The sequence below is a fragment of the Bacillus cereus G9842 genome, from assembly GCF_000021305.1.
Taxonomy (GTDB): domain Bacteria; phylum Bacillota; class Bacilli; order Bacillales; family Bacillaceae_G; genus Bacillus_A; species Bacillus_A thuringiensis_S.
The window spans coordinates 507,938-524,033 of record NC_011772.1 but is presented as its reverse complement, the minus strand read 5'-3'; the positions used below and the strand labels follow the sequence as shown (position 1 = coordinate 524,033).

Below are 16,096 nucleotides of genomic sequence, written 5' to 3'. Positions count from 1 at the left end.
ATATTAGTATGAAATTATTATTAATTTTAGGTGTATCACTCACATTTCTTACAGCTATTTTTACATCTGGTTACAATGACAAACCAGGTACACATAAAAAATGATGTGCTTTTAGCACATCATTTTTTTATACATTATTTATAATACATATTTTCCATATCATATTTGGATAATGGTCGACTATAATAATAACCTTGTACAAGCTTCACATTCTTTTCTTTCAAAAACTGTATTTGCTCCTTTTTTTCTACTCCCTCTGCAATTACATTCAGTTCTAAAGTATGAGCTAAATGAATAATTGCAGCTGTAATATTCGTATCACGTTCATCTATATGTATACCTTCCATAAAAGAACGATCAATTTTTAAAGTATCAATTGGATATGTTTTCAAGTAACTTAAAGATGAATAGCCTGTTCCAAAATCATCTAAATGAATCTTTAAATTTTGTTCTTTTAATTGTAGTAACACTCTCTTCGATATATCTTTATGTATAAGAGCTCCTTCTGTAACCTCTATCGCTAATAAATAAGCTGGTACATTGTACTTATTTAAAGCCCGTGTAATCATCTCTATTAATGTAATAGAGCGAAAGTGTCTAGCTGAAATATTAACTGCAATTGGGACCACTTCATATCCTTTATTTAACCATTCGCGCAGTTGCTGACACACTTGATTTACTACCCATTCATCGAGCTTAATAATAAATCCTGTTCTTTCTGCCAACGGAATAAATTGATTTGGAGAAACAAATCCTAATTCCTTATTCTCCCACCTTATTAAAGCTTCCATACTAGCTATTTTTTTCGTTTCAATATTAATTTGTGGCTGATAATATAAGAAAAACTCATTTTTTTCTATAGCACGATGTAACTGGTTTTCTATTATAAACCTTTGTTCACGCTCACAGTCTAATCCACTACAATAAAAATGATAATGTCCTTTTCCTTTTTCTTTTGCTTTTTCTAAAGCAGCATCGACCCTCTGAAATAGTATTTTTTCATCTTCTCCATCTGCTGGAGCCATTACAATTCCAATTGACGCACTTAAATATACATCTTCTTCCTCGATTACAAAATATTCACTAATATTTTTCAGTATGCCTTTTGCAATTTCCTCTACACATTCTTTCGTTATATTTTCTATTAACATAACAAATTGATCATCGTGTTCTCTAAATAAGTGCATACCTTCTATTTTTAGATTGCTTAAACATTCTGTAACTTTTTGTAATACTTTATCTCCCTCTTTATGACCAAATGTATCATTAATACGATGAAACTCATCTAAATCTATAAATACAAGCGCAAAATTTATACTCTCTTTTAAAAAAGTATTTAACTTATTTGTACATGAAATTCTATTCATTAATCCCGTTAACTGGTCATAGTAGGCTAAATATTCTGTTCGCATTTCGTTTAATACTTGCCTTGTAACATCTCTCGTAACAATATAAACTCCAACAATTTCACCGTTCACAATAATCGGGATAGTTCTCAAAGAAATATATAGCTCGTACCCTTCTTTATGAACATATTTCTTTGAAACAATTTGTTTTGCTCTTCCCTGCAGAGCTCCTTTAAATAGAATTTGAAAGTCTTTTTCATATTCTTTATTAATGAATTCAAAAATAAATTTATTATTTAACTCTTCATACCGGTATCCAAATATTTCATACGTTGCCGGGTTTGCATATGTAACTCTCCCTATAGAATCTATAGATATAATTGAGTCATTATTATATTCTAGTAACGACTTAAATAACATTTGTTTTTCCTCTATCTCTGTCTTCTCCTCAATTTGAGCTGTAATATCTCTTGTAATACAAATAACAAATTGACATATTCCTTCTTCATCGCAGACAGGATTAAGTGAAGATTCATAATGTATCTCACCTTTTTGTAATTTGACTACATCACAAAATGTGTGTGCTTTCGCTTCTCTCACTACTTTTTCATATTGCCTTTGCAATATCCCCGCTATATCTTTTGGTAATACTTCTGCAAAAGTTTTTCCATAGCACTCTTCGCTTAACCTAGCATAATCCATTCCTATTCTATTCACATACATATATTTAAACGTTTCATCATCAATAACTTTCAAAATAAATACTAAATCTTGAATAGCATGTAATAATCCTTGTCTAATTAAATCCATATCTATCATACTTAAAAAGGTATTTTGATTACTATATTCTTCCTTCATATTTATCTCAACCCGTCTTATCTATTTTTAATCATATATCCCATTCTATATGATTATGTCCTCTCTTTTAAATGTATGATTACATATTATTTTTATTTTATAAAAAAAAGTCGCCATATGGCGACTTTTAATAAACGATTTCTAAATCTAATCCAGGGTAATTTTGTTGACGGAACGCTTCATAAATTAAAATTGCTGCTGTATTAGATAAATTTAATGAACGTACTTTATCTGTCATTGGAATACGTAAACAATGATCAAAGTTTTCTTCGATTACATTAGCTGGTAAGCCGTTTGTTTCTCTTCCAAATACAAAATAGTAATCCTTCTCGCGCTTGCTATAGTCAAACGCTGTATGAGCTTTTTCGCCATACTTCGTTAAATAGAAGAATTCACCATCTTTATTTTTTTCATAAAATTCTTCAATTGAATCATAATACGTAATTTTCACGTGCTGCCAATAATCTAATCCGGCACGCTTTAACATTTTATCATCCGTTGAAAATCCAAGCGGTCTAATCAAATGTAATTCTGTTCCAGTTGCTGCACAAGTACGAGCAATATTCCCTGTATTTGCTGGAATTTCTGGCTGATATAAAACAACATGTACTCCCACGCGATATTCACCTCTGTTTTTTGTCTACTACGTATTATACCACTTGAGCGAAAAATCTCTACCCATTAATAATATGAAAGAATTTATATTTCATTTGTGGTGTATATTTACTAGAGTCTTCATAGTTCCAATAACGTCGACGGCTATTCGCTGAATGTGCATTTACAAGCGGCATACCATCTGCATCTTTTGCTACTACAATCGTCGTATGATTCCATCTTCCGTCATCCTCGAAATCATAAGCAATAACATCTCCAAGAATAAGTTCTTCTGGCCTCTCTACCGCCTCTGCTCGAAGTCCTGTTGTAGCACCTGACAAATACCAATAAAAAGAATGTGCAACAGCCCAGCTCCAACTCCACTGATTCTCCCTTTGCCACCATCCTTTACGAATATTAGGATATCCGTTCATAGGTACTTCTCCAGTATGAAGACATTGAGAAATAAAATTCGTACAATTATCAGGGAAATTACGATACATAGGATTTCGGTCATCCCACCAACGCTCTGCATATTTCACTGCCTCTAAACGATTATACTGATAAGAACCGTACTTCTCTTTCGTAATTTCCCTTTCTAATGTCTCACCCATTCTAATTTCTTCTGACACTTCAATATCATAATCGCCTATAATCCGACTATTATTTAAACAAACTCTTCGTTTTAATTGTTCCTCTTCAATATAAAATAATTCTTTATGCTTAATTAAATATTTAAAATGTATTTGATAATCAATTTCTTGATGGTCATTACTATTTAATTGTCTAATGAAAGAAACATCCGCAGTTGCTTTCACTATATGTGCACTACGCCTTTGAAACAATTGTTTCTTTCTCTGTGCCATTTGTAGTAAATCCTCAGCAATACCATCCACGTCTGTTCGTTTCTCTGTGATATATGCTAAAAACTGTTGTACTTGCTTTTCAATATTCATTTTTACAGCCATTTCGTTTCCCTCCCATATTACAATATGAAAAAGGGAAATATTATCTACTCTTTTTTCTGTGCTAACAATTCAAGCCCGCGCTTCATTTCATGAAGTACTTCTTCATCTTTCTCACGTTCCATCGCTTTCTCAATCGCTTCGCCTACTCCATCTCCCCCAATTTTCCCAAGTGCCCATGCTGCCGTTCCGCGCAATACCGGTCTTGGGTCATCTTTCATAACACCAATTAAATCAGGAATTGCCGATGCTTCTTTAAAATGTGCTAATGCTAAAATCGCATTTCTTTGCAGTGGCTTTTTCCCTCTCCATGACCCTGACATAATCCCATATTTCTCTTTAAAATCACGATTACTAATTGTTAAAAGTGGCGTTAATAATGGTTTAACTAGCTCAGGGTCCGGCTCCATCTCAGGATGATTATGAAAATCCATTCCTTTGTTTTTCGGGCAAACAGTCTGACACGTATCACATCCATATATACGATTTCCTATTTTATCGCGATATTCTTCAGGTAGGAATCCTTTCGTCTGTGTTAAAAACGCAATACACTTCTTCGAATCTAACTGTCCCCCCTGTATTAAAGCACCTGTAGGACAAATATCGATACATTTCGTACAGCCCCCGCATTGATCTTCTATCGGCTTATCTGGCGGGAATGGAACATTTGTAATCATTTCCCCTAAGTATACGTACGAACCGAATTCAGGTGTAATAATAGCACAGTTTTTCCCACTCCAGCCAATGCCTGCACGCTCTGATACAGCTCGATCACTTAATTCACCTGTATCAACCATGGACTTCACTTCTATATCCGGAAGTTTTTCAATTAAATATGCTTCTAATTTTTGCAAACGATCTCGTAAAACAAGATGATAATCTTGTCCCCAAGAAGCACGGCAAAAAATTCCACGGCGTTCTCCACGCTTACTTAATGGTGCATTTTTTAATTTTGAAGGATATGCTAAAGCAATCGCAATAATTGATTTAGCACCCGGTAATAAAAGTTGCGGATTCGTTCTCTTCTCTATATCAGGCTCTTCAAATCCAGATTGATAATTTAATTGTTGTTGCTGGATTAAGCGCTGCTTTAATTCCTCAAAAGGAGAAGCACTCGCAAAGCCTATTTTATCTATGCCAATTGTTTTACTATACGCAATTACATCTTGCTTTAATTGTTCAAAATCCACTCTTAATCGCCTCCTCAGATGAATCCATCATCCCTTATGTAACGACTTTATTGGTTAGTAATTCACTTTTGGAATACTATTATTTACTTCTATTTTCGCATGTAATTATATTTTTCAAACATTAAAAAACGCAATGCCTCGTTTATCTCGGAAACGAAACACTGCGTTGATCACAATTTATAGAAAAACATTTAATAAAATTTGGAGCGGGTGAAGAGAATCGAACTCTCGACCAGAGCTTGGAAGGCTCTTGTTTTACCACTAAACTACACCCGCAAATATGAATTACATATAAGATATTAGAATAACTTATGTAAAGTAGTATAGCATGTTAAAAAAATAGAGGCAAGAATTTTATCGAAAAAAGTCGAAAAAGTGATGAGAGACCTCATCACTTTTTCAATTCTTTATCAATGGCCTTCTTCATACTATCGAAATCAGGGTTTGCAAGATTTCCGTTTACATATACTGAAGGAGCACCTTGAACTTTTAATTTTTGAGCACGATCTGAATCTTTACGTACTTTTTCTGTAATTTCTTTACTGTGTAAATCTTTCTTAAATTGCTCTACATCAACTTTTGGAAGTTTCTCTTTCACAATGCTAAGAAGCAAATCTTCTGTAATCCATTCTTCCGTATCTTTCTTTTGATTTTGATAAATCTCATCATAGAAAATCCAGAATGAATCTTTATCTTGTTTATAAATTGCTTCACCAGCTGCTGCACCTAAATCCGAGTCTTTTCCGATAAATGGGAAGTTAATAAAATATAACTGCACTTTGCCTTTATCAATATACTCTTCTTTTAATCGAGGTAATACTGTTACATCCCAAGTACGACAAGCAGGACATTTGAAGTCTCCAAATTCAACTACCTTAACTGGAGCATCATCTTTCCCTAAAGATTGTTGCGTGGAATAAGCAAACATCTCATTCCCTTTATCTTTTTTGTCATTTATGATGCTATACGCAATTGTTCCAATTACAATCAATACTGCGATAGAAAAAACTATACCAAGAGCCATGAGTTTATTTGATTTCATATACATTCCTCTTTAAATTCATATTCTGTATACAGCATTGTACACAATACACATAATATCAACACTTATATACGTCACGCAATGAACACGCTCACATAAATTACAAAAACACAATAATTGTGACGATATTGTGTCACAATTTGTCACAATTTATTCAAAAAAAGAAGCTCCTCTGTAGGAACTTCTCTTAACTTACTGCTTTTTTACGCGCGCTATTTAACATCGACTGCTCTATTTTTATATCATGACGAATTACCAATTTCTCACTAACTGCTTGAACATACTCATCATGACTTATATAGCCTTCTTTCTCCATTAGTCTCAAAACGACATTTCGTCTCTCTACTGCTTTATCATAATTTTGGGCAGGTGAGTAATAAGCAGGTGCTTTTACTACAGCAGCCATCATTGCACTTTCAGCCAACGTTAATTGGTTCACCTTTTTACCGAAGTAAAGGTTTGCTGCTTTTTCAATTCCCCATGCTCCTTCTCCATAATAAATGTTACTTACATATAATTTTAAAATTTCATCCTTCGTAAATGTACGTTCAATTTTTTTCGTATAAAAAATCTCTTTCCACTTACGAGAAAATGTACGTTCATTCGTTAAAAAAGCATTTTTAGATAGCTGCTGTGTAATCGTGCTTCCTCCTTGTACGACACCACCAGCCTTTATATTCTCAACAGAGGCCCTAATAATTGCTATATAATCTAAACCGTTATGATGATAAAATCTTTTATCTTCTGTCGCAATAAATGCATGTGTTAATGATTCTGGTACCTCTAACTTAGCCGGCACATGTAATTTACTAATATCACTTTGCTCAATCATTACATTTCCAATGAATAATAACGTACAACTTAACAATAATAATAATATAATGGCTTTATAAAAAAGTTTAGTCATTGGATTTAATGCAACTTTTTGATGATAGTTCACCCTAGATAATACTCGTTCTTTCATCTTGAACACCTCTTTTCCACACAGCATATAACTCTTACTTTAAGAATACATTGTTGTAAAAAAATATCCCATCGATTTCTCTTACACGTACCTTACATCATTGTAAGGTATAAAGTGAAACTTTAATAAGCCCTCATCAATCAGGCTTACTGCCCAGCAAATAGTCGGATAAAAAAGTATTGTATCACAGTCTTTTTTTATCTACTATTCATCTGAAATATTGAATATAGGTATGTTAAAGTACGAATAACCAATAAGAGAGTAACCCTTAAGACTATTATATTTTCACTTTACACTTTAATTATATCATCTACAAATATATGTACTTTTAACTATCTAGTAATCTAAATGTATATAACATATAAAGTGAAACTTTAATCAGTGGAGGTTTTGTTCATCCCCACTGATTATTAGCCCTCACCAATTGAGCTGCCCGGCAAATAGCGGGATAAATCCATTATACAGAACAAACGTTCTACAAATCAATACTAGCGCTATTATTATTTTGACCTTTTTCTTAAACAGTATACAAAAAAAAGAGTAGTGATTTGAATGTATCTCAAATCAGTCACTCTTTTCTTTACAATCTTCCTATTAAACTATACGGCTGTACTTCCCACGTTTCGTACGGAATATAATGTGTTGCTCTCATCGCATCAAGCGTTCTGGATTTCATATGAGGACGCGTTATATACTCATCTATATTCTCTTCATTTAAAGCAGCAAATTTAGCCTCTTGTATTTCTTCAGGTTGAATTTTTATTTCACCGCTCACATATGCCACTTTAAAAACAACAGCTAAAATATGCATAGAAGCATTATAGTAAACACCTGTAACTCCAACCGGCTTCACAGTTAAACCGGTTTCCTCAAACATTTCCCTACAAACTGCTTGATCTAGCGCTTCTCCTTCTTCCACCTGTCCTCCTGGCAACTCCCACGTATCCGATCGCCAATGTACTTTAGCTAATAACACTTCATCTTTTTCATTTGTTAAATAACCTGCTACAGCAACGATATGCTTTGGTGTTTTATGTTCCATATTAAACCTCCTAGAAATAATGATTATTTCATATATCCCTATAAGCATATTCCCTGTCTACAACAAAATACCTTTACTAATTCATCAACTTAATTAACTTCATAAAAAAGCCTCTATCCGTTAAACGGACAGGGCTTCTATCGTATTATTCTCCTAAGTCTACGTTGTGGTAAACTTGTTGCACATCTTCTAAATCTTCTAATGCATCAACCATTTTCTCAAATTGTACTTGAGCATCTTCGGGAAGTGTAACATCACTTTGTGCAAGCATTGTTAATTCTGCAACTGTAAATTCTTCAACACCAGCACCTTTAAGTGCAGATTGTACTGAATGGAATTGATCAGGTTCAGCATACACGATAACAGAATCTTCTTCTTCTAGAATGTCACGTGCATCAACATCTGCTTCCATTAAAATTTCAAGAACTTCATCTGATGTTTTACCTTCAAGGCCGATAACAGCTGTCGCATCAAACATGTAAGCTACAGAACCGTTTACACCCATGTTACCACTGTTTTTGCTAAATGCAGCTCGTACATCTGCTGCAGTACGGTTTACGTTATTTGTAAGTGTATCTACAATAACCATAGCTCCATTTGGTCCAAATCCTTCATAACGAAGCTCGTCATAATTTTCCTCTGAACCGCCTTTTGCCTTTTCAACTGCACGATCAATAATTGTTCTTGGTACATTGTATGTTTTCGCACGTTCTAATACGACTCTAAGCGCTTGGTTTGATTCTGGATCTGGCTCTCCTTGTTTTGCCGCCACATAAATTTCACGTCCAAATTTCGCGTATATACGGCTTGTATTTGCATCTTTCGATGCTTTTTTGTCTTTAATATTGTTCCATTTACGGCCCATACTTTCCACTCTCTTTCTCGTTTTAAATCTACATAAAAATATTAATATGAAATATAATGTGTGTTCAACACATTTTTAAAAGAAATATAAAAAGTTCATTTTTGATTCATATTACAGACATAATATAAATCACTATCATTTTGTTCTTTCGACAAGTTATATTATACATGAATTCCTAAGTTTATTACGAATTTTAGCATCACATAATATAATTTAACAAAAAAGACTCTAACATTTCTGTTAGAGTCTTTTTATATTGCCGATACCCATTTCCATAATATTCCCATAATTACTTTCTATTGCTGTACAATAAAAATAGGGAAAAATTTGAAGAAAAGGTGGAGGGAGAATTATGACACATTCAAATGAGAAAAAATCACATGCTTTTAAAGGAATAGGAGAGAAGTTAAACCCAACTATCTATCAAGTAAGATTCATGAAATTAGATGAACCAATCCAATTTGAGGCGTTTCCTGAATTGAAGGAATTAGGGGACTGGTTGAGTACTTCAACGCACATGTGGTCGTGCCACTCAACTATGTACAAATACAACAGAGAAAAGTTTGAAAAGAAGTTTTTAGAAATTACGAAATTAACAGCTGATCATGTACTAATATCTACTGGTGGTGTCGGATTTAACTTCATGTCACCGGGGTGGAGAAATTCTCTCTAGAGTGCTCGAAGGGAATATTATAGAATACCGCAATTAAAAGGATAAAATTGAATGTTTGTTTTTATCCTTTTAATGTTTCGCAGTTTACTCACCGTACACTTTTTGTGCTTATTTTGTCATGTAATGAAAAGAAAACAAAAAAAACTCTATACTAATTGTATAGAGTTTTTTTACGACGTTCATGATACCGATGGTCGGGGTCGAACCGACACTCCCGAAGGAACACGATTTTGAGTCGTGCGCGTCTGCCAATTCCGCCACATCGGCACAAAAGAAAAGGCGGCAACCGGATTTGAACCGGTGATAAAGGTTTTGCAGACCTCTGCCTTACCACTTGGCTATGCCGCCATATTAAATTTCATTGGAGCGGAAGACGGGATTCGAACCCGCGACCCCAACCTTGGCAAGGTTGTATTCTACCACTGAACTACTTCCGCAAAAATGGCTGGGCTAGCTGGATTCGAACCAGCGCATGACGGAGTCAAAGTCCGTTGCCTTACCGCTTGGCTATAGCCCATCGAATTCTTACTTAATTATATGTAAGTATCAATTAAATTATTTGTAATTTTAAAAATAAAAATGGGGCGACTGATGGGAATCGAACCCACGAATGCCGGAGCCACAATCCGGTGCGTTAACCACTTCGCCACAACCGCCATGTTGTGTAAATATATTTGGCAGGGGCAGTAGGAATCGAACCCACACTGGAGGTTTTGGAGACCTCAGTTCTACCTTTAAACTATGCCCCTATGTAAATGGTGGAGGGGGGCAGATTCGAACTGCCGAACCCGAAGGAGCGGATTTACAGTCCGCCGCGTTTAGCCACTTCGCTACCCCTCCGAAACTTACATGGTGCCGGCTAGAGGACTTGAACCCCCAACCTACTGATTACAAGTCAGTTGCTCTACCAATTGAGCTAAGCCGGCGTATTTTATTAAAATAAATGGTGGCTCGGGACGGAATCGAACCGCCGACACGAGGATTTTCAGTCCTCTGCTCTACCGACTGAGCTACCGAGCCTTATTAAAATGGCGGTCCCGACCGGGGTCGAACCGGCGATCTCCTGCGTGACAGGCAGGCATGTTAACCACTACACCACGGGACCATTTGGTTGCGGGGACAGGATTTGAACCTGCGACCTTCGGGTTATGAGCCCGACGAGCTACCGTGCTGCTCCACCCCGCGATAATACTATTTATATAAAATTCATATGGTGGAGGATGACGGGATCGAACCGCCGACCCCCTGCTTGTAAGGCAGGTGCTCTCCCAGCTGAGCTAATCCTCCAAAGTGGTGACCCGTACGGGATTCGAACCCGTGTTACCGCCGTGAAAGGGCGGTGTCTTAACCACTTGACCAACGGGCCAAATATTATAAATCCTATGGCGGAGAGCAAGGGATTCGAACCCTTGATACGCTTGTGACGTATACACGATTTCCAATCGTGCTCCTTCGGCCAACTCGGACAGCTCTCCAATGGCTCCGCAGGTAGGAATCGAACCTACGACCGATCGGTTAACAGCCGATAGCTCTACCGCTGAGCTACTGCGGAATAATATTGCCTGGCAACATCCTACTCTCACAGGGACAAGGTCCCAACTACCATCGGCGCTAGAGAGCTTAACTTCCGTGTTCGGTATGGGAACGGGTGTGACCTCTCTGCCATCATTACCAGACATTATTCTTTTGAGACAATCATTATTATAACTTATTCACTTTAAAAGTCAACAAATTTTTTATGTTCTCTCAAAACTAGATAACATTGCTACATATTATATGGTTAAGTCCTCGATCTATTAGTATTCGTCAGCTCCACATGTCACCATGCTTCCACCTCGAACCTATCAACCTGATCATCTTTCAGGGATCTTACTAGCTTACGCTATGGGAAATCTCATCTTGAGGGGGGCTTCATGCTTAGATGCTTTCAGCACTTATCCCTTCCGCACATAGCTACCCAGCTATGCCCTTGGCAGAACAACTGGTACACCAGCGGTGCGTCCATCCCGGTCCTCTCGTACTAAGGACAGCTCCTCTCAAATTTCCTACGCCCACGACGGATAGGGACCGAACTGTCTCACGACGTTCTGAACCCAGCTCGCGTACCGCTTTAATGGGCGAACAGCCCAACCCTTGGGACCGACTACAGCCCCAGGATGCGATGAGCCGACATCGAGGTGCCAAACCTCCCCGTCGATGTGGACTCTTGGGGGAGATAAGCCTGTTATCCCCGGGGTAGCTTTTATCCGTTGAGCGATGGCCCTTCCATGCGGAACCACCGGATCACTAAGCCCGACTTTCGTCCCTGCTCGACTTGTAGGTCTCGCAGTCAAGCTCCCTTATGCCTTTGCACTCTACGAATGATTTCCAACCATTCTGAGGGAACCTTTGGGCGCCTCCGTTACACTTTAGGAGGCGACCGCCCCAGTCAAACTGCCCACCTGACACTGTCTCCCGGGTCGATAAGACCCGTAGGTTAGAATTTCAATACAGTCAGGGCGGTATCCCACCAGCGCCTCCACCGAAGCTAGCGCTCCGGTTTCAATGGCTCCCGCCTATCCTGTACAAACTGTACCAAAATTCAATATCAGGCTACAGTAAAGCTCCACGGGGTCTTTCCGTCCTGTCGCGGGTAACCTGCATCTTCACAGGTACTATAATTTCACCGAGTCTCTGGTTGAGACAGTGCCCAAATCGTTACACCTTTCGTGCGGGTCGGAACTTACCCGACAAGGAATTTCGCTACCTTAGGACCGTTATAGTTACGGCCGCCGTTTACTGGGGCTTCAGTTCAGAGCTTCGCTTACGCTAACCCCTCTCCTTAACCTTCCAGCACCGGGCAGGTGTCACCCCCTATACTTCGCCTTACGGCTTCGCAGAGAGCTGTGTTTTTGCTAAACAGTCGCTTGGGCCTATTCACTGCGGCTTTCCGTTAAGAAAGCACCCCTTCTCCCGAAGTTACGGGGTCATTTTGCCGAGTTCCTTAACCAGAGTTCTCTCGCACACCTTAGGATTCTCTCCTCGCCTACCTGTGTCGGTTTGCGGTACAGGCACCTTTTATCTCGCTAGAAGCTTTTCTTGGCAGCGGGGAATCAAAGACTTCGCTCCATAAGGAGCTTCCCCATCACAGCTCAGCCTTTACGATAAGCGGATTTGCCTACTTATCAGCCTAACTGCTTGGACGTGCACAACCAATCGCACGCTTCTTCTATCCTTCTGCGTCCCTCCATTGCTCAAACGATAAAGAGGTGGTACAGGAATATCAACCTGTTGTCCATCGCCTACGCCTGTCGGCCTCGGCTTAGGTCCTGACTAACCCTGAGCGGACGAGCCTTCCTCAGGAAACCTTAGGCATTCGGTGGACGGGATTCTCACCCGTCTTTCGCTACTCATACCGGCATTCTCACTTCTAAGCGCTCCACCAGTCCTTCCGGTCTGACTTCACTGCACTTAGAACGCTCCCCTACCACTGATACCATTGGTATCAATTCGCAGCTTCGGTGGTGTATTTAGCCCCGGTACATTTTCGGCGCAGAGTCACTCGACTAGTGAGCTATTACGCACTCTTTAAATGGTGGCTGCTTCTAAGCCAACATCCTAGTTGTCTAAGCAACTCCACATCCTTTTCCACTTAATACACACTTTGGGACCTTAGCTGGCGATCTGGGCTGTTTCCCTCTTGACTACGGATCTTATCACTCGCAGTCTGACTCCTAAGGATAAGTCATTGGCATTCGGAGTTTGACTGAATTCGGTAATCCGATGAGGACCCCTAGTTCAATCAGTGCTCTACCTCCAAGACTCTTACACTTAAGGCTAGCCCTAAAGCTATTTCGGGGAGAACCAGCTATCTCCAGGTTCGATTGGAATTTCTCCGCTACCCACACCTCATCCCCGCACTTTTCAACGTGCGTGGGTTCGGGCCTCCATTCAGTGTTACCTGAACTTCACCCTGGACATGGGTAGATCACCTGGTTTCGGGTCTACGACCACGTACTAAACGCCCTATTCAGACTCGCTTTCGCTGCGGCTCCGCCTCTTCAGCTTAACCTCGCACGGGATCGTAACTCGCCGGTTCATTCTACAAAAGGCACGCCATCACCCATTAACGGGCTCTGACTATTTGTAGGCACACGGTTTCAGGATCTCTTTCACTCCCCTTCCGGGGTGCTTTTCACCTTTCCCTCACGGTACTGGTTCACTATCGATCACTAGGGAGTATTTAGCCTTGGGAGATGGTCCTCCCAGATTCCGACGGAATTTCACGTGTTCCGCCGTACTCAGGATACATTCAAGAGAGAACGAAGTTTCGACTACGGGGTTGTTACCCTCTACGACGGACCTTTCCAGGTCGCTTCGTCTACCTCGTTCCTTTGTAACTCCGTATAGAATGTCCTACAACCCCAAGAGGCAAGCCTCTTGGTTTGGGCTATGTTCCGTTTCGCTCGCCGCTACTCAGGAAATCGCATTTGCTTTCTCTTCCTCCAGGTACTTAGATGTTTCAGTTCCCTGGGTCTGTCTTCCATACCCTATGTATTCAGGTAAGGATACCATACCATTACGTATAGTGGGTTTCCCCATTCGGAAATCTTCGGATCAAAGCTTACTTACAGCTCCCCGAAGCATATCGGCGTTAGTCCCGTCCTTCATCGACTCCTAGTGTCAAGGCATCCACCGTGCGCCCTTTCTAACTTAACCAAACTAAAATTAAAAAAATATGAGCTACACTGTTATCTAGTTTTCAAAGAACATACATTTATATATGAGAGATAGTTCTCTCAAAACTGAACAAAACGAAACACGGAAACTTATATTGATGAACAGCGTTCATCAATTCTCCATAGAAAGGAGGTGATCCAGCCGCACCTTCCGATACGGCTACCTTGTTACGACTTCACCCCAATCATCTGTCCCACCTTAGGCGGCTGGCTCCAAAAAGGTTACCCCACCGACTTCGGGTGTTACAAACTCTCGTGGTGTGACGGGCGGTGTGTACAAGGCCCGGGAACGTATTCACCGCGGCATGCTGATCCGCGATTACTAGCGATTCCAGCTTCATGTAGGCGAGTTGCAGCCTACAATCCGAACTGAGAACGGTTTTATGAGATTAGCTCCACCTCGCGGTCTTGCAGCTCTTTGTACCGTCCATTGTAGCACGTGTGTAGCCCAGGTCATAAGGGGCATGATGATTTGACGTCATCCCCACCTTCCTCCGGTTTGTCACCGGCAGTCACCTTAGAGTGCCCAACTTAATGATGGCAACTAAGATCAAGGGTTGCGCTCGTTGCGGGACTTAACCCAACATCTCACGACACGAGCTGACGACAACCATGCACCACCTGTCACTCTGCTCCCGAAGGAGAAGCCCTATCTCTAGGGTTTTCAGAGGATGTCAAGACCTGGTAAGGTTCTTCGCGTTGCTTCGAATTAAACCACATGCTCCACCGCTTGTGCGGGCCCCCGTCAATTCCTTTGAGTTTCAGCCTTGCGGCCGTACTCCCCAGGCGGAGTGCTTAATGCGTTAACTTCAGCACTAAAGGGCGGAAACCCTCTAACACTTAGCACTCATCGTTTACGGCGTGGACTACCAGGGTATCTAATCCTGTTTGCTCCCCACGCTTTCGCGCCTCAGTGTCAGTTACAGACCAGAAAGTCGCCTTCGCCACTGGTGTTCCTCCATATCTCTACGCATTTCACCGCTACACATGGAATTCCACTTTCCTCTTCTGCACTCAAGTCTCCCAGTTTCCAATGACCCTCCACGGTTGAGCCGTGGGCTTTCACATCAGACTTAAGAAACCACCTGCGCGCGCTTTACGCCCAATAATTCCGGATAACGCTTGCCACCTACGTATTACCGCGGCTGCTGGCACGTAGTTAGCCGTGGCTTTCTGGTTAGGTACCGTCAAGGTGCCAGCTTATTCAACTAGCACTTGTTCTTCCCTAACAACAGAGTTTTACGACCCGAAAGCCTTCATCACTCACGCGGCGTTGCTCCGTCAGACTTTCGTCCATTGCGGAAGATTCCCTACTGCTGCCTCCCGTAGGAGTCTGGGCCGTGTCTCAGTCCCAGTGTGGCCGATCACCCTCTCAGGTCGGCTACGCATCGTTGCCTTGGTGAGCCGTTACCTCACCAACTAGCTAATGCGACGCGGGTCCATCCATAAGTGACAGCCGAAGCCGCCTTTCAATTTCGAACCATGCAGTTCAAAATGTTATCCGGTATTAGCCCCGGTTTCCCGGAGTTATCCCAGTCTTATGGGCAGGTTACCCACGTGTTACTCACCCGTCCGCCGCTAACTTCTTGAGAGCAAGCTCTCAATCCATTCGCTCGACTTGCATGTATTAGGCACGCCGCCAGCGTTCATCCTGAGCCAGGATCAAACTCTCCAATAAAGTTAGTTTGTCTAGCATCTAAAAATAAAAATTGACGTTTCACGTTGTTTGTTTCGTTCAGTTTTCAAAGAACTACTTGGTCGCTCATTTGCGACTTCCTTATGTTAACATCTTCATTTTTCAATGTCAACTAAGTTTTTCAATTTCTTTTTTGTCGTTTT

General features: G+C 40.2%; 9 protein-coding genes, 16 tRNA genes and 3 rRNA genes. 1 reads left to right on the top strand and 27 read right to left on the bottom strand.

All coding sequences use genetic code 11. The features are described 5' to 3' along the window. Nucleotides 1–134: 134 nt before the first annotated feature. The 9 genes from BCG9842_RS02680 to BCG9842_RS02640 all read right to left on the bottom strand — a co-directional run bounded on the left by BCG9842_RS02680 (nucleotide 135) and on the right by BCG9842_RS02640 (nucleotide 8,866). Entirely contained in the window at nucleotides 135–2,204 is a 2,070-nt protein-coding gene (locus BCG9842_RS02680; RefSeq protein ID WP_000657163.1) for a sensor domain-containing protein, read from the bottom strand. A gap of 127 nt (nucleotides 2,205–2,331) precedes the next feature. Next, on the bottom strand, nucleotides 2,332–2,820 hold the full coding sequence (gene trmL, locus BCG9842_RS02675) for a tRNA (uridine(34)/cytosine(34)/5-carboxymethylaminomethyluridine(34)-2'-O)-methyltransferase TrmL (RefSeq protein ID WP_000538147.1): 489 nt from the start codon (nucleotides 2,818–2,820) through the stop codon (nucleotides 2,332–2,334). 58 nt (nucleotides 2,821–2,878) lie between these two features. Further along, a complete protein-coding gene (locus BCG9842_RS02670) occupies nucleotides 2,879–3,766 on the bottom strand; it encodes an amidase domain-containing protein (RefSeq protein WP_000279323.1) in 888 nt (295 codons plus the stop codon). A gap of 44 nt (nucleotides 3,767–3,810) precedes the next feature. Continuing rightward, nucleotides 3,811–4,953: a tRNA epoxyqueuosine(34) reductase QueG gene (queG, locus tag BCG9842_RS02665; protein WP_000345208.1), complete on the bottom strand. Its 1,143-nt coding sequence runs from the start codon at nucleotides 4,951–4,953 to the stop codon at nucleotides 3,811–3,813. 202 nt (nucleotides 4,954–5,155) lie between these two features. Continuing rightward, nucleotides 5,156–5,229, bottom strand: a tRNA-Gly gene (locus BCG9842_RS02660). Between the two features lie 115 nt (nucleotides 5,230–5,344). Further along, nucleotides 5,345–5,995, bottom strand: coding sequence for a DsbA family protein (locus tag BCG9842_RS02655; RefSeq protein ID WP_000841308.1), 651 nt, complete (start codon nucleotides 5,993–5,995; stop codon nucleotides 5,345–5,347). A gap of 187 nt (nucleotides 5,996–6,182) precedes the next feature. After that, complete coding sequence (locus BCG9842_RS02650) at nucleotides 6,183–6,959, bottom strand: transglycosylase domain-containing protein (protein WP_000664718.1); 777 nt, start codon at nucleotides 6,957–6,959, stop codon at nucleotides 6,183–6,185. A 580-nt stretch (nucleotides 6,960–7,539) separates the two neighbouring features. Next, nucleotides 7,540–8,001 (bottom strand): NUDIX hydrolase, encoded by a 462-nt coding sequence (locus BCG9842_RS02645; protein WP_000400450.1) that lies wholly within the window; start codon nucleotides 7,999–8,001, stop codon nucleotides 7,540–7,542. Nucleotides 8,002–8,146: 145 nt separating this feature from the next. Beyond that, nucleotides 8,147–8,866, bottom strand: a complete 720-nt coding sequence (locus BCG9842_RS02640; RefSeq protein WP_000532954.1) for a YebC/PmpR family DNA-binding transcriptional regulator — start codon at nucleotides 8,864–8,866, stop codon at nucleotides 8,147–8,149. A 352-nt stretch (nucleotides 8,867–9,218) separates the two neighbouring features. Here BCG9842_RS02640 and BCG9842_RS02635 point away from each other — a divergent pair, with 352 nt between their 5' ends. Beyond that, on the top strand, nucleotides 9,219–9,539 hold the full coding sequence (locus BCG9842_RS02635; RefSeq protein WP_000149824.1) for a DUF3884 family protein: 321 nt from the start codon (nucleotides 9,219–9,221) through the stop codon (nucleotides 9,537–9,539). 185 nt (nucleotides 9,540–9,724) lie between these two features. Here BCG9842_RS02635 and BCG9842_RS02630 read toward each other — a convergent pair. The 18 genes from BCG9842_RS02630 to BCG9842_RS02545 form a co-directional block, all read right to left on the bottom strand. Then, nucleotides 9,725–9,806: transfer RNA gene (locus BCG9842_RS02630), tRNA-Leu, on the bottom strand. A 10-nt stretch (nucleotides 9,807–9,816) separates the two neighbouring features. After that, nucleotides 9,817–9,887, bottom strand: a tRNA-Cys gene (locus BCG9842_RS02625). Nucleotides 9,888–9,901: 14 nt separating this feature from the next. After that, nucleotides 9,902–9,976 (bottom strand) — tRNA-Gly (locus BCG9842_RS02620). Between the two features lie 5 nt (nucleotides 9,977–9,981). Next, nucleotides 9,982–10,056: transfer RNA gene (locus tag BCG9842_RS02615), tRNA-Gln, on the bottom strand. Nucleotides 10,057–10,119: 63 nt separating this feature from the next. Then, nucleotides 10,120–10,195 (bottom strand) — tRNA-His (locus BCG9842_RS02610). Nucleotides 10,196–10,214: 19 nt separating this feature from the next. Further along, nucleotides 10,215–10,288 (bottom strand) — tRNA-Trp (locus BCG9842_RS02605). A 7-nt stretch (nucleotides 10,289–10,295) separates the two neighbouring features. Continuing rightward, a tRNA-Tyr gene (locus tag BCG9842_RS02600) sits at nucleotides 10,296–10,379 on the bottom strand. Between the two features lie 10 nt (nucleotides 10,380–10,389). Further along, nucleotides 10,390–10,465: transfer RNA gene (locus BCG9842_RS02595), tRNA-Thr, on the bottom strand. An 18-nt stretch (nucleotides 10,466–10,483) separates the two neighbouring features. Further along, nucleotides 10,484–10,559, bottom strand: a tRNA-Phe gene (locus tag BCG9842_RS02590). A gap of 9 nt (nucleotides 10,560–10,568) precedes the next feature. Then, nucleotides 10,569–10,644 (bottom strand) — tRNA-Asp (locus BCG9842_RS02585). A gap of 3 nt (nucleotides 10,645–10,647) precedes the next feature. Then, nucleotides 10,648–10,724: transfer RNA gene (locus BCG9842_RS02580), tRNA-Met, on the bottom strand. 26 nt (nucleotides 10,725–10,750) lie between these two features. Next, a tRNA-Val gene (locus BCG9842_RS02575) sits at nucleotides 10,751–10,826 on the bottom strand. A gap of 4 nt (nucleotides 10,827–10,830) precedes the next feature. Further along, a tRNA-Glu gene (locus BCG9842_RS02570) sits at nucleotides 10,831–10,905 on the bottom strand. Nucleotides 10,906–10,922: 17 nt separating this feature from the next. Beyond that, nucleotides 10,923–11,014: transfer RNA gene (locus BCG9842_RS02565), tRNA-Ser, on the bottom strand. Between the two features lie 2 nt (nucleotides 11,015–11,016). Next, nucleotides 11,017–11,091, bottom strand: a tRNA-Asn gene (locus BCG9842_RS02560). 8 nt (nucleotides 11,092–11,099) lie between these two features. Then, nucleotides 11,100–11,215 (bottom strand): 5S ribosomal RNA (gene rrf / locus BCG9842_RS02555). A 100-nt stretch (nucleotides 11,216–11,315) separates the two neighbouring features. Continuing rightward, nucleotides 11,316–14,237, bottom strand: a 23S ribosomal RNA gene (locus tag BCG9842_RS02550). Nucleotides 14,238–14,383: 146 nt separating this feature from the next. After that, a 16S ribosomal RNA gene (locus BCG9842_RS02545) occupies nucleotides 14,384–15,935 on the bottom strand. The 16S, 23S and 5S rRNA genes sit together here with 15 tRNA genes alongside, the layout of an rRNA operon. Between the last annotated feature and the right edge of the window lie 161 nt (nucleotides 15,936–16,096).

Excerpts from the sequence above, each read along its gene's own strand:
- BCG9842_RS02680 (WP_000657163.1), bottom strand. The coding sequence starts at position 2,204 with ATGAAGGAAGAATATAGTAATCAAAATACCTTTTTAAGTATGATAGAT.
- BCG9842_RS02670 (WP_000279323.1), bottom strand. The coding sequence starts at position 3,766 with ATGGCTGTAAAAATGAATATTGAAAAGCAAGTACAACAGTTTTTAGCA.
- BCG9842_RS02655 (WP_000841308.1), bottom strand. The coding sequence starts at position 5,995 with ATGAAATCAAATAAACTCATGGCTCTTGGTATAGTTTTTTCTATCGCA.
- BCG9842_RS02650 (WP_000664718.1), bottom strand. The coding sequence starts at position 6,959 with ATGAAAGAACGAGTATTATCTAGGGTGAACTATCATCAAAAAGTTGCA.
- BCG9842_RS02645 (WP_000400450.1), bottom strand. The coding sequence starts at position 8,001 with ATGGAACATAAAACACCAAAGCATATCGTTGCTGTAGCAGGTTATTTA.
- BCG9842_RS02640 (WP_000532954.1), bottom strand. The coding sequence starts at position 8,866 with ATGGGCCGTAAATGGAACAATATTAAAGACAAAAAAGCATCGAAAGAT.
- BCG9842_RS02635 (WP_000149824.1), top strand. The coding sequence starts at position 9,219 with ATGACACATTCAAATGAGAAAAAATCACATGCTTTTAAAGGAATAGGA.